This is a genomic window from Pseudomonas sp. MDV22-iso1 (genome assembly GCF_058145095.1).
Genome location: NZ_JBYVMF010000011.1, coordinates 43912 through 56894, shown reverse-complemented (window position 1 = coordinate 56894; position 12983 = coordinate 43912). Strand labels below are relative to the sequence as shown.

Below are 12983 nucleotides of genomic sequence, written 5' to 3'. Positions count from 1 at the left end.
ATGCACATGATGTTTTTCCTTTCCAAGACCCAACGCCTGAGTGCCGGCAGTCTGTGCCTGGGCCTGCTGCTGACCCATCAGGCACTGGCGGCAGTCCCGCAAGAGCAGATCGCCCGACTGGGCAAAGACCTGACGCCCATCGGTGCGGAGCGGGCCGGCAATGCCGACGGCAGTATTCCTGCGTGGACCGGCGGCATCGGACCTGACGCCGGCCGGCGTGACGCCAGCGGTTTTCTCAGTGATCCCTTTGCTGCAGACAAACCACTGTTCACCATCACCGCCGCCAACGTTGCGCAATACCAGGACAAGCTGACCCCAGGCCAGCTCGCCCTCTTCAAGCGCTATCCGGATACCTACCGCATCCCGGTCTATCCGACCCGGCGTTCGGTCAGCCTGCCCCAGGATTTTCTCGACACCAGCCGCCTCAACGCCGCCAACACTCAACTGGCTGAAGGCGGTAACGGCTTGCAGAATTTCCGCAGCGGCGGACTGCCTTTTGCCGTACCGCAGAACGGTATGGAAGTGATCTGGAACCACATCGGTCGCTACCGCGGCCTGGCCTTCGAGCGGATGGTCGTGCAGGCGTCGCCGCAAACCAATGGCAGCTTTACCCCGAGCCAGATCAAGCAGCAACTGGCCTACCCCGCCGGCCTGACTGACTACTCCCCACAGGAGATGGCCAACGTCCTCTACTTCTACCGCGAAGAGTTCCTCTCCCCGGCGCGCATGGCCGGTGGGGTGTTGCTGGTGCACGAGACCATCAATCAGGTCAGCGAACCGCGTATGGCCTGGCAGTACAACGCCGGTCAACGCCGTGTACGCCGCGCGCCGCAGATTGCGTATGACAGCCCGGGCGCCGAAGGCATGCGAACCATGGACGACTTCGACATGTTCAATGGCTCGCCGGATCGCTTCGATTGGGAGTTGGTGGGCAAGAAGGAAATGTACATCCCCTACAACAGCAACAAGATGGGTTCGCCTACGTTGAAGTACAGCGACATCATCCAGGCGGGTCACCTCAACCCCGAGCATGCACGCTACGAGCTGCACCGGGTCTGGCATGTCAGGGGCACGCTCAAGGAAGGCCAGCGCCACATCTATTCGCGTCGGGATCTGTTCATCGACGAGGACAGCTGGCAAGCCGCCGAAGCGGATGCCTATGACGGCCGCGGGCAGTTGTGGCGCGTCTCTGAAGGGCACGGCATTTTCTTCTATGACCAGAAGATCCCGCAGTTCAGCGCCGAAACCCACTACGACGTTCTGTCCGGTCGATACGCGGTGGGTGCGCTGTACAACGAACAGCAAAATGCCTACCAGTTCGGCATGCCCTACAGCCGCAAGCAGTTCACCCCCAATGCCTTGCGAGCTGCGGGTATTCGTTGATCAAACCCCTTCGCGCTCCACCCTTTACGGCGGTCTTTTGACCGCCGCTTTTTTACCTGGCCCTCTTCGACAACCCTCACCGAAGTCACATTGCCACCACTCTGTGGGTTTTTTCCTTTGGATTCCGTCTTTTACCTTGAGCAGACGAGGCTTTTTCCATGAAGTTTCACCAACTGCGCGCCATCGTCGCCATCTGTGAAAGCGGCAGCATCCAGGAAGCTTCGCGCCAGCTGCATATTTCTCAACCCGCGCTTTCCAAGGCGATAAAGGAGCTTGAGGCCGAGCTCGGCGTGCCGCTGCTGGTGCGTTCCAACCGCGGCATCACGGTCACCGAGTACGGCGAACGCCTGGTGAAACGCGCGCGCATGGTCCTCGAAGAAGTACGCCGCGCACGCGAAGAGATCGACACGCTTAAAGGCGTGATGGATGGCAAGCTCGCGATCGGCGTGTCTTCGGTCACACCCAGTCATCAGTTTGTGACCAGCCTCAACCGCTACCGCAAACGCTTCCCCAAGGTTCAGGTGCAGATCATTGAACTGCGGCCCTCCAAGCTGTTGGAAGGACTGCGTGAAGGACAACTTGATCTGGTGCTGACGTCCCTGCCGGAAGCCCGCAGCTCGGACGGTTTTCACTGGGTCGCGCTGTATGAACAAGCCACGGTACTGGCCGTGCGTAAAGATCACCCGATGCGTCTCGCCCGCTCGTTGAGCGAACTGAAAGGTCAGGACTGGTTGCTGCAGGAGTCACTGGAGCAATCGAAGGTTGGCCAGATGCTCAACGAGCACGGCATCGTCTTGCCGGAAAACGTCATCGAATGCGCCTCGGTGGTGTTGTACGCAGAGCTCGCCGCCAGCAGCGACGCGATCAGCTACTGGTCGATCCGCGTGCTGGAAATGGCCCAGAGCCTGCTGAATCTTGAACGCCTGCAGATTGCCGAATCGCTTCCCTCGATGAACATCTCCCTGGGCTGTCGAGATCAGGAACTGATGACCCGCGAAGCCAAGGCGATGGCCGATGAACTGGTGTACGCCTACACCAACCCGCATGCGTGCGGCAGTCATGGACTGTTTAGCGGCTGACGCCGGCATCGGCGCCAGCGTGCAATTGCTCACCGCCAAGGCGACACCCAGCCGCCTCACGCAGGTGCATAACCAAACCCGATACACATGCACAGAGGTGATTATTCATCGCTCGGTGCCTGCGGCATGCTGCAACCCACTTAACGTGTTTACCTTTGCGAGGCTTGAGCCCATGCAGCCCCCTTCCAACACACATCGCACCCTGATCGTCGTGATGCTCATGGCGGTGATGGTCATCAGCGTATTGGACAAGACGATCTTCGCTTTCGCCGGGCCGCAGATCATCGATGAACTGCAGTTATCGCCGGAGCAGTTCGGCTTTATCGGCAGTGCGTTCTTTTTCCTCTACTCGGTCTCTGGCGTGCTGGTGGGCTTTCTCGCCAACCGCCTGCCGAGTCGCTGGATTCTCTCCGGCATGTCGGTGGTCTGGATGGCCGCCCAGATCCTCACCGCCATCAGCACCAGTTTCTATGCCCTGGTCGCCAGCCGCATGCTTCTGGGGGCTGGCTGTGGCCCTGGCACGGCGGTGACTCAGCACGCGTGCTTCAAGTGGTTTTCACCGCGGGAGCGCGTGCAGCCTGCGGCGTGGATTCAGGTCGCGATCATGGTCGGCGCCATTGCGGGAGCACTGTCGCTACCCGTGCTGATCCAGCACACGGGCTGGCGTGTTGGCTATCTGATCCTGGCGGGCATCGGCCTGATCTGGCTGGTCATCTGGCTGTTGATCGGTCGCGAAGGACAGCATGACGATACGGTCGCCGAGGGCGGCAACGGGACCGTGCCTTACCGCCACTTGCTGCTCAACCGCACGTTCATCTTCATCACTTTGGCCGGCTTCTGCACTTACCTGCCCACTGCGCTGATCTACAGCTGGGTGCCGACTTACCTGCAAAAGGGCCTGCTGATGACGCCGATGCAGTCCGGCTATGTGGTGATGGCGGCCACGGTCGGCGTGATCTTTCTCAACCTGGCGATCTCAAGCCTGTCGCAACGCGCGCTCAAACGCGGCGCCAGCATCCGCATGGCAATGGCCGTGCCGCCGGCAATCGCGTGCCTGATCGGCGGTGCAGCGCTGAGCCTGATGGGTTTTCTCGAGCAGGACTTGTACAGCACCATGGCCCTGTACCTGGTGGGCGGCGTCGTGGTGAACCTGGTGCCAGCCTTCGCCAACTCCATCGTCGCTTACATTGCCCCGCCCAAGCAGCGCGGCAGCATGCTGGCCATTCACATCGGCCTGATGACCACTGCCGGCATGCTCGCCCCGCACATGGTCGGCCAGGCGATTGGCTGGGAAGGTGGCGATCTGGTCAAAGGCTTCGAACTCAGTATCGGCCTGTTCGGTATTGCCCTGCTGGTCGGCGGTCTTCTGGCGCTGCGTCTGGTCGACCCTGAGCGCAGTCGCCAGGCGCTGACGTTGATCACCTCAAACGCTGCTTCGTCCCACCACGAACCGTCTGCCAGCCAGGCCTGAATCAGGAAACCGCGTTATGCATCAACGATGCCCCCTGTGCGCACGATGACCGCTAGCTAATTCGGCGGCCCGACAAGCGCACGGGCTCTCCTCCTTTTGTATTTCCCCGCCACCGGTGCAAGCAGCAAGCCTGCGCCGCAGGCCCGGCCACGCCCAAAAAAGACGCGGGCACTTCAACGTCACAAGGACCGATATGGATCTTTCCAGTTTCTCGCAACACTACGCCGAAGCCCGGCAGAAATTCCTCGACGCCAGCCTGGCCGCCGGGCTGCTCGTCGAATCCTGGGTCCACCCTCTGCCCGGTCGCGACGGAGAAGAGCTGGCACTGGACGTCGCCCGCCTTGGTGCACCTGACGCCGCCAACCTGCTGGTCATCAGCAGCGGCTGCCACGGCGCGGAGGGGTTCTGTGGCTCAGGCCTGCAGGTCGATCTGCTGCGCGATGCTGCCTGGTTCAAACGTTGCAAACGCGATGATCTGGCCGTGCTGTTCCTGCACGCCCTTAACCCTCATGGCTTTTCCTGGCTGCGCCGGGTCAACGAGGACAATGTCGATCTGAACCGGAACTTCCTCGATTTCACCCAGCCACTGCCGGACAACCCGGACTACCGCGCCCTCGTCCACCTGCTGCTGCCCAAACGCCAGCCACCGACTTTGTCGAGCACGCTCGGACTGATCGGCTACGCCCTGCGCAACGGCCGTATGGCCCTGCAGAGCGGCATTTCCCGCGGCCAGCACAGCGATCCGCGCGGCTTGTTCTTCGCCGGCACGGCGCCGGTCTGGAGCAACCTGACCTTGCGCCGGATTCTTCAACAGCATGGACAGCACTGCCAGCGTATCGGCTGGATCGACGTGCACACCGGCCTCGGCCCGACCGGTGTCGGCGAATACATATACAAGGGGCGCCAGGAACCGGAAGATATCGCCCGTGGGAGAAGTTGGTGGGGTGAAAAGATGACCAACAGCACCGAAGGCAACTCGGTATCCGCCGAGCTGAACGGCACCCTCGACCTGATGGTGTTGGAGACCTGCCCGCAGGCCCAGTACAACGGACTCACCCTGGAGTACGGCACCCTGTCGGGTATAAAAGTGCTCAATGCGTTGCGCGCCGACCATTGGCTGTACTGCAACCCTCAGGCACCCGACGCTCAGATTCAACGCATTAAAAGCCAACTGCGCGATGCGTTTTATGTGGATACCGATGCCTGGAAGCGCGCAGTACTGCAACAGGGCCGCAAGGTGCTGGATCTGACTGTTTTCAACCTCACCAGGCCCTTGCTTTGAATCAGGCGCAATACTGTGAAAATGGCCGTTAATAGCGTTCTGAGTCCCTGCACCTCGAGGGTGTGGCGCCGATGCTTACCGGCCATAGACCCAGCAATACAGTTAAAAGGATGTTCAAAATGGACAGGTATCTGATTGAAGGTTTAAGCGAGATTCTGCACAGGCTCGACCAGCATCTTGATGATCATAGGGATGAGGTCGTGACCACGCTGGAGCGCGTGGCGAGGGGCGAATTGAAGATGCCCGAGACGATCAGCCCCGAGGAGGCAGAGTACGCCAGGGCGCTGTTCGGTCAGGTTGCACAAGTGGGCCCGCAACACGTCTGCGCGACGCTTCAATCCGTGCTGAAGAACCCGGCCACGCTGGAGGGCGCGTTTGCGTTCGATAACATTCTGCTTGAGCTTGGGATTGCATCAAACCTGCCGCCGCTGGGTGAGCTGGTGAACAAGCGTCTCCAGGCCAAGCTCGCGGTTCTCCTGATGAGCTACCTGTTCTATGAAGAGTTCCACTACCCACAGCCAGAGACTGGCGTGTATGACATCTCGGGGAGTAGCTTCCAGAAACTCAAGTGGCTTTACCGTTACTGGTTCAATCAGCTCGAAGTGGCCGAGAAAGGGTCGGGCCTGGAAGCGTTCTTCGCGTCGCAGTCTCTTAAATTCTGTAAAGAGGATGAATGTTCCCCGATCCCCGAAAATCTGCCCCCTGTGCCCTTCATCTCTGTGTCGTGTGCAGGCGATTTACTCGCGGTCGATGTCCTGACGCCGCAAAACACGCCGCACCTGTTCGACGAGATCACTGACTTCTACAGCACCGCTGACATTGTCAGCGCCAACCTGGAATCAACCGTCGACAAGAACCGGCCCGTGGGGCGAACTCAGAGACAGGGTCAACCGGCGCAAATGAATACCTCTGAGGCGATGTTCCAGAAGTTTCGCGACGAGGCGAAGATCAATTACTTCAGCACCGCGACCAACCACGCGATGGACTGGGGCGAACAAGGTCTGCTCGCCACACTCGAGGTTCTCAGGAAATCGGGTGCCTACCACTCAGGCACGGCCGCGAGCCAGGCCGAGCAGGATGACGTGATCGTTGTCGAGAAGGACGGTATCAAGGTCGCCCTGCTGTCCTACACCTTTGACCTCAATGGCTACAAGGTTCCCGCCGACAAGCCTTACCTCGCCAATGAGGTGCGATTCAACGACGTCGAACCGCCACCCGATTATTCATTGATCAAGAAGCAGGTGGCCGCGGCAAAAGCGAAGGGCGCGCAGTGGATCATTGCCTATTGCCACTGGGGATGGGAGTTCGAGATGTACCCCCACGACAACATCGTTGCAGCCGCGCGCAAGGTGATTGATTGCGGGGTCGACACCATCCTCGGCAATCACGCGCACGTCAGTCAGCCTGCAGAACTTATTCCACGCCCCGGCCAGCAGGATGCGCTGGTCGTTTACGCGTTCGGCGACTTCGTCAGTTACCACCCGGAAAGCCGCAACTCAAAACTGGCCTACGCCATAAAGTTCAACATCGGGAAGCTACGCGGATCTGTCCGGCTGTTTGGCCTTGAAGCGCTGCCGATGTACATCGTGAACGAGCAACGTACAGATGGCAGCTTCGACTGTCGTATCGTCAAGTTTTCAGATGTTCTGGAAAACCCGGACAACTACGGCCTGACCGACCTGGAGAAGCGTCAACTTCCACATCTGCATGCCAAGGTGTGGAAGGACATTCTGTCGCCCATTTCACGTATGCCGAAGTGGGATTAGTTAGTCAGACCGTTCCGATCCTGCTCCTGATCCATGCTGTAGGACGTTTCCTCAACAGCCAGAACGCCCCGGCAGGAGCAGTTTAAAAAGCGATCCTGAGCAACCTAGGCGTACGGCCGATGATGCGCGGCTCGACCCAGAAAGAAGCGAAGAAAAAGACGATGGTTGTTCTTTAGAAGGCGACGAAAAAAAATCCGTCGCCTTTTTTCTTACGCAGTTTTTGAGTAACCCCTGACAACGCGCACTGCGGTGAAGACGGCGAGGATCGGCGCGAAGGCGAACAGGCCAAAGAGCCAGACCGCAGCATTAGCAGTGCCCGCGATGCCTCCGGGATCCGTGAGGCCGGCGACGTTTGCCACCATGCCTGCGAGTGCTGCGCCGAGCGCGGTGGCTAATAGCTGCACCGTAGTGATAGACGCCGCTGCCATGCCCTGCTCGCCCGTTGGCGCGACCTGAAACACCCGGGTGAGCAGGTGCGGCCATGCCATCCCCACGCCCAATCCGATTGCCACCAGCGCCACGCATATCGGCATGAGCGCGGGCCAGCCGCCGGCACTTTCGCCGGGCATCAAAACGGCCAGCGCGACCATGCCCGCCATGCCAAGAATCGGGCCGGCGAGAATTGCGCAGGTGATGCCTTTGCCGCTCGCCCCTGCGCTGGCAATTGACCCCAGCGTCCACCCGGCCGCCATCAGCGCTGCGAGGTAGCCGGCAATGAGCGGGGATTGTTGATGAAGAACCTGGAGGAACAGCGGCACGAATATTTCGCCACTGGTCACAGCGACCGCCAGCAGCGACATCGTTGCGTACAGCGCTCCCAACGCTGTTGTGATGCGCAGGGCACCGGCGGGCAGCAGCCGATGGCGTGCGCGGCTTTCTGTGCCGATCAGCAGGGCAGTCAGAATGACGGCGGCAGCCAGTCCCGCGAGGTTCCAGAGGAGAACAGAGGAGACGCTGCCGAACGAAACGGCGAGCACTGCCGACGTCAACAGGACGAGTTGGGCGAGTGGCAGCGGCGAGCGTTCGATTTCATCCGTGCTGCGTTTGGGCAGTACGATCACAGCCAGCACGGCAAACAGCAGGGCAACGGGAATGAGCGACCAGAATGCTGCCCGCCAAACGCCCAGTTGCGCATAAATGCCACCGACGGCCGGACCGACCAGAGTGGCCACACCCCACATACCGGAAACCAGTGCCATCGCCCGTGGCCATAAAGTTTCATCGAACACCAGCCGGATCATCGCGTAGGAAAGCGCGAACAAAAAACCGCCGCCCAAGCCCTGGACAAGGCGACCGGCGAGCATGACCGGCATTGACGGGGCAACGGCACAGATGAACGTGCCGATTGCGAACACCAACGTTGCGATCACATACGCGCTACGCGGCCCTGAACGGGCGAGCAACCTCGCCGACAAAGCCGAACCCAGAATGGAGGCGGCGACGAACAGCGTGGTGTTCCAGGCGTAGTAGTCGATACCGCCGATGTCCCTGACGACCGATGGCAGAATCGTGGTGGCGATATAAACATTGATCGCATGCAGGACGACGCCCCCGGCAAGGGCGAGCGAGCGCACACCATTCCTGCCGGACAACAAGGCGGCCCAACCACTTTTTGGCGGATTGATATCCCTGAGGGCGACGGCCTCTGCCGACGATGGCGAAGGCTGGCCCAATGCAACGTGACGCTTATCCATGTGTGCTCCCTTTCCCGATGTCACCGCTGCGGCGAATGAAAGCTGCCAAGGCAACGCGACACTCTTTATAAAACCTCATGTATGGATGAGGTCAATAGACGTGTTGCGCACACAAACGATTGCTCCGGTTTGCGATGGCCCCATCAACAACCGTCGTATTGGATCTTTCCTTGCCGATTGACCGCTCTACACTCCATTCCCACGACTCACCCGAAAAGGAATCCATGCTCGTGCGCGATTTCGACTGCCAACCCGTTATGTGTGGGAGCACGCTGAGGCTCAGGCCTTTGGCCGAAAGTGATTTTGAAGGGTTGTATCTGGCGGCCAGTGACCCACACATCTGGGCCGACCATCCCGCCAATAACCGTTATAAACGGGAGGTATTTGAGGCGTACTTCGCCTCTCGCCTGGCCACGGGTAAAGCGCTCGCCGTTATCGATATCGACTCGGGGCAGATTGTGGGTACGTCAAGCTACTACGCACCGCCCGACCTGCCGGACAGTATCGCCATCGGGTTTACCTTTTTGCTGCGTGCGAAATGGGGTGGCGATACCAACCGCGAGCTGAAGCGTCTGATGGTGGAGCATGCATTCAAGGCGTACGACACCGTTTATTTCCACATCGCGCCCAGGAACATTCGCTCGCAGAAAGCCACCATGAAAATTGGCGCAGTGCACCTGTACGACGCTGAGCTGAACCTGTCCACTGCGCCTGCCTTGTGCAAGTGCTATGGACTTTCCAGAGCGCAATGGGCTGCGTCGCAACCAATCGCCTAATGCGCTACTGTTCAGGTGATGTTTTTTAATCGCTACGTAAACGTCATCGCCCATGTGATGAAGCCTGCCACCCCCGTCGTCCAGGTCAGCGCAGCCAGGAAAAGTCCATCGGTAAATTTTTCCAGCAGGTGATTTCGGCTGAATTGTCGGGTTCGCAATGACCAGTAGGACAGAATCGTTGTGAGCAGGTAGAAAATCGCGTTGATCGCAAGCAGGTCATCCCCCAGGGTCCCCTCCTTTCTCAACGTGCTCACCACTTAAAAATACCGATCACTGTCAGGCAGACGCCCACCATGGCGGATGAGGCGACGAAGATATGGACACAGATGTCTTCATTCAGACGGATAGATGACTTGGTTTCGCTCATGGCATTTGCCCTCGCAGGGGTTAAAAATCTGAAACGCCAGGCCTCCGCCGTCTGACCGCTACGGATCGATCAGCCCGGCGCATCAGCCAGTGTAGAGTCTGCCTGGTCAGCCCGCTGTGAACATCGGCGAGAGACGAATAATGCCGTTACGCTCTAATAGCTTTTATAACTGCATCCCCAAAGCGATCAGGATGAATTAAAATGAAGTCACTATCACCAATTCCCATGAATGTTTTAACGCCCGCTTGAGTATATGGATCCGCGTTATTGTATTTCACGCGACCTTGTCTCTCGCGCCTCAAAAAAACATCAACAATTCTTGGCGGATCACCGTACGACTTTGTTTTATCAGCATATACATAAGCAACACGCTTGTCTTTAGATAGATAGAATCCTGGACCACCTGCTTGACCATTACTCGTATTCAAGAAATCAGCATTTAATCCTTGCTCGAGACTTGCGACATGACGCTCCGAAGTGCCATGCACCCCCATATAATCATACTGACCAGGTTTTGGATTCGCGAACGGATTCGGCTTTGGAGGTTTAACTTGTTGCATCCCGATCCTCCTCCGGACCCAACTAAAAAAGTTATTTATAAAACTTTTCCCGCTTGGATCCGAGAAATTAATCGGGTCTCCAGAGCAATAAGCATATGCATTCACCCCACCTTTACCAAAGGGACTAAGACTGTCCGGACTATTAAATCGCATCAACACTGGATTGAATGCCCGAAACCCATTTCCCAACAAATAACACCCCGTCACCAGATCGACTCGTTCGCCGTTAAAGCCAAGCAGGCTAAGTAACCCTCTTTCAACAAAACAATGGCCATAAGGCGAATAAGCGATGGGCTGCCGTGGATAATCGGCCATAAGCGCGTGCGACACTGAACGCTGAAGATCGGTGGCGAGTAGCGTGGAGTCTGAAGCATCCCCCACACTTCTCTGTTGTGCCAGCAGTTGATCAACATGCTGAAGGACTGAATAGCGCGTCGCGCCATGTATCTCGGTAGCCAGCCTGCTTTTGCAGTAAAAGCACTGGAGCTTGGGAGTGTCCGGCAACTCATTGGAAGTCAACCGATCGAGGGCGTCGTATTGGTATCTGCACAACGGGCGTTCGCGTTGTAATTTCATGAACGAGCGCTCCACGTATCCGAAGGATTAGCGCTCAGTATTACCGGTTTCCTAAAAATCGAACACTAGCAGAACTGATAGGATTGCTTGGTACCTTTCAGAACAAAATTCTGACGCAAAAAGGATGCTCGCGGGTTGGTCCCGCGGCACGGTCGGCGTTGATCACACAGGGCGCACCACGCTGAGCTTCGTTTGGGGCTGGTTATTGGGCGCGACTGGAGGGGGTGAGTGCAGATACGTCGAGCTTCGTGCCTAGCATTTCAACTTTACGCGTACCCATGCCGCCGTCAGCCGATGAGAATCGTGCCAACGGCAATCACCACGCACGCCAGCACCTTGCGGACAGTCAGGGTCTCGCCCAGGAAGAAATAACCGATCAACGCCGCGAACAATACGCTGGTTTCGCGCAATGCCGAGACCGCTCCCATAGGTGCGTGGGACATGGCGTAGATGACGATTCCATAGGCCAGCAGCGAGACCAGTCCGCCGAAAAATGCCGTGAAAAAACCGGGACGCAACGTAAACAGACTGGGCACGCCGCGCAGGCCGATGTACACCAGTGGCATCATTACGCCCCACAAGGCGCACATCCATACCGTGTAGGCGATCGGAGCGCCGGACAGGCGTGCGCCAATCCCGTCGGTGACGCTGTAAGCGGCAATGAAACAGCCGGTGCCCAAGGCGTAAGGCAGGCTTGGTACCGCAAGCCTGCGCCCCTTGAAAGCCAGGGAAATAATTCCGCCCGACACCAATGCAATCCCCAGCAGCGCGGCTGCGCCGATACTTTCTCCGGCAAAAACCGATGCGCCGAGGGTGATCAGAATGGGCGAAGAACCTCTCGAGATCGGATAGGTCTGCCCGAGGTCTCCGACCTTGTAGCTCCTGACGAGAAACAGGTTGTAGCCCACATGCAGGACCGCTGAAAGCACGACATAAAACCAGCTGGCTGGCGCCGGTGGCGTGAGGAACAAGGCCGCCGTTGCACTGACGATGGCGACCGCCAGACACATGACCGTCATCGACCAGAGTCTGTCGGCACCGCCACGCAGCAGCGCATTCCAGCTGGCGTGCAGGAGTGCGGCGAAGAGTATGAGCAGGATGATGTGTAAGGGCATGCGTCATCCTAATCATCTCGGCGTTTTGATGAAAGCACAGTCCCCTCCCCGATCGTGCCAGCTCGACAGTCATGATGGGGCCAGCGAATCTGAATGGTCACATCGAAGGGTGAACCGCGTACGTCATGCTGACGACCCGTTACGACGTTTAAAAAGCTGCCGCCTCGCGCTCAAACCAACAGTTCGGTGATCCACCGAGCCTGCTGGGCAACTTCCTGAGTCTTCTCCTCGGGTACCGCCTGCCGCGCCCGGGTGAAGTGGGTCAACGTCTGCTGCTTGTGGCGCAGTATGCGCTGCCACTTCACCAGGAACGCCGGGCTGCGTGCCTGCATCTGCAACGGCCCAAAGTACAATTCCTCGGCGCTGTACAACACGGGCCCGGTGCGTTCGGCCACGATGATTTCGTAGTAGAAACGGTTTTCCTGCAGCAACTCCTCGCAGACGATGCAGTAGCCGTTTTCCATCAGCCATTGGCGCAGTGGCTGTTCACCGCCGTTGGGCTGCAGGATCAGGCGCTCCTGGCCGGTCAAATGCGCCTTGCCGCTGTCGAGGATGTCGCGAATCGTCTCACCGCCCATGCCGCAGACCGTGATCGCCGTGATTCCGTCTCCCGGCTCGATCGCCGCCAGGCCATTGGCCTGGCGCACGGTGATCTGCTGCTCCAGGCCATTCTCGCGCACGGTACGTTGGGCGCAGAGAAATGGCGTCATCGCCACCTCGCCAGCCACCGCTGCCACGATCGCACCCCGGCGCATCAATGCCACCGGAAGATAGCCGTGATCCGAGCCGATATCGGCCAGGCGCGCATCGGCGGGCACATGCGCCGCCACGCATTCCAGGCGCATGGACAATGTGTGTTCGTTCAACTGCAGTTCCTTCTCACCACGAATGCCCGGCACCTTCGGCCGGATCGG

The 12983-nt window shown here is 58.7% G+C and carries 11 protein-coding genes; 6 read left to right on the top strand and 5 right to left on the bottom strand.

Annotated elements, in window-relative coordinates; genetic code table 11:
- The first annotated feature begins 6 nt into the window (after positions 1 to 6).
- From AC3ZVB_RS14450 to AC3ZVB_RS14430, 5 genes are all read left to right on the top strand, one after another.
- Entirely contained in the window at positions 7 to 1383 is a 1377-nt protein-coding gene (locus AC3ZVB_RS14450; protein WP_235992899.1) for a DUF1329 domain-containing protein, read from the top strand.
- Between the two features lie 158 nt (positions 1384 to 1541).
- Positions 1542 to 2462 (top strand): LysR family transcriptional regulator, encoded by a 921-nt coding sequence (locus AC3ZVB_RS14445; protein ID WP_194692285.1) that lies wholly within the window; start codon positions 1542 to 1544, stop codon positions 2460 to 2462.
- A gap of 172 nt (positions 2463 to 2634) precedes the next feature.
- Positions 2635 to 3933, top strand: coding sequence for an MFS transporter (locus tag AC3ZVB_RS14440; RefSeq protein WP_490146890.1), 1299 nt, complete (start codon positions 2635 to 2637; stop codon positions 3931 to 3933).
- Between the two features lie 193 nt (positions 3934 to 4126).
- Positions 4127 to 5215, top strand: coding sequence for a M14 family metallopeptidase (locus AC3ZVB_RS14435; protein WP_490146889.1), 1089 nt, complete (start codon positions 4127 to 4129; stop codon positions 5213 to 5215).
- Positions 5216 to 5334: 119 nt separating this feature from the next.
- Positions 5335 to 6981, top strand: a complete 1647-nt coding sequence (locus tag AC3ZVB_RS14430; RefSeq protein WP_490146888.1) for a CapA family protein — start codon at positions 5335 to 5337, stop codon at positions 6979 to 6981.
- Positions 6982 to 7190: 209 nt separating this feature from the next.
- Here the strand turns inward: AC3ZVB_RS14430 and AC3ZVB_RS14425 are convergent, their stop codons facing one another.
- On the bottom strand, positions 7191 to 8675 hold the full coding sequence (locus tag AC3ZVB_RS14425) for an MFS transporter (protein WP_490146887.1): 1485 nt from the start codon (positions 8673 to 8675) through the stop codon (positions 7191 to 7193).
- Positions 8676 to 8905: 230 nt separating this feature from the next.
- Between AC3ZVB_RS14425 and AC3ZVB_RS14420 the strand changes: the two genes are divergently transcribed.
- The gene (locus tag AC3ZVB_RS14420) at positions 8906 to 9451 is read left to right on the top strand and encodes a GNAT family N-acetyltransferase (protein WP_490146886.1); all 546 of its coding nucleotides are present in this window, start codon (positions 8906 to 8908) and stop codon (positions 9449 to 9451) included.
- Between the two features lie 32 nt (positions 9452 to 9483).
- Here the strand turns inward: AC3ZVB_RS14420 and AC3ZVB_RS14415 are convergent, their stop codons facing one another.
- The 4 genes from AC3ZVB_RS14415 to AC3ZVB_RS14400 all read right to left on the bottom strand — a co-directional run bounded on the left by AC3ZVB_RS14415 (position 9484) and on the right by AC3ZVB_RS14400 (position 12935).
- Entirely contained in the window at positions 9484 to 9708 is a 225-nt protein-coding gene (locus tag AC3ZVB_RS14415) for a hypothetical protein (protein ID WP_490146885.1), read from the bottom strand.
- A 256-nt stretch (positions 9709 to 9964) separates the two neighbouring features.
- Positions 9965 to 10954, bottom strand: a complete 990-nt coding sequence (locus tag AC3ZVB_RS14410; RefSeq protein ID WP_490146884.1) for an RHS repeat-associated core domain-containing protein — start codon at positions 10952 to 10954, stop codon at positions 9965 to 9967.
- Between the two features lie 287 nt (positions 10955 to 11241).
- Positions 11242 to 12069 carry an EamA family transporter gene (locus AC3ZVB_RS14405; RefSeq protein WP_490146883.1) on the bottom strand — a complete coding sequence of 276 codons (828 nt, stop codon included), beginning with the start codon at positions 12067 to 12069 and terminating at the stop codon, positions 11242 to 11244.
- 170 nt (positions 12070 to 12239) lie between these two features.
- Positions 12240 to 12935 (bottom strand): tRNA (adenine(22)-N(1))-methyltransferase, encoded by a 696-nt coding sequence (locus AC3ZVB_RS14400; protein WP_490146982.1) that lies wholly within the window; start codon positions 12933 to 12935, stop codon positions 12240 to 12242.
- Positions 12936 to 12983: the final 48 nt, after the last annotated feature.

Excerpts from the sequence above, each read along its gene's own strand:
- AC3ZVB_RS14405 (WP_490146883.1), bottom strand. The coding sequence starts at position 12,069 with ATGCCCTTACACATCATCCTGCTCATACTCTTCGCCGCACTCCTGCAC.
- AC3ZVB_RS14425 (WP_490146887.1), bottom strand. The coding sequence starts at position 8,675 with ATGGATAAGCGTCACGTTGCATTGGGCCAGCCTTCGCCATCGTCGGCA.
- AC3ZVB_RS14430 (WP_490146888.1), top strand. The coding sequence starts at position 5,335 with ATGGACAGGTATCTGATTGAAGGTTTAAGCGAGATTCTGCACAGGCTC.
- AC3ZVB_RS14445 (WP_194692285.1), top strand. The coding sequence starts at position 1,542 with ATGAAGTTTCACCAACTGCGCGCCATCGTCGCCATCTGTGAAAGCGGC.
- AC3ZVB_RS14410 (WP_490146884.1), bottom strand. The coding sequence starts at position 10,954 with ATGAAATTACAACGCGAACGCCCGTTGTGCAGATACCAATACGACGCC.
- AC3ZVB_RS14450 (WP_235992899.1), top strand. The coding sequence starts at position 7 with ATGATGTTTTTCCTTTCCAAGACCCAACGCCTGAGTGCCGGCAGTCTG.
- AC3ZVB_RS14440 (WP_490146890.1), top strand. The coding sequence starts at position 2,635 with ATGCAGCCCCCTTCCAACACACATCGCACCCTGATCGTCGTGATGCTC.
- AC3ZVB_RS14435 (WP_490146889.1), top strand. The coding sequence starts at position 4,127 with ATGGATCTTTCCAGTTTCTCGCAACACTACGCCGAAGCCCGGCAGAAA.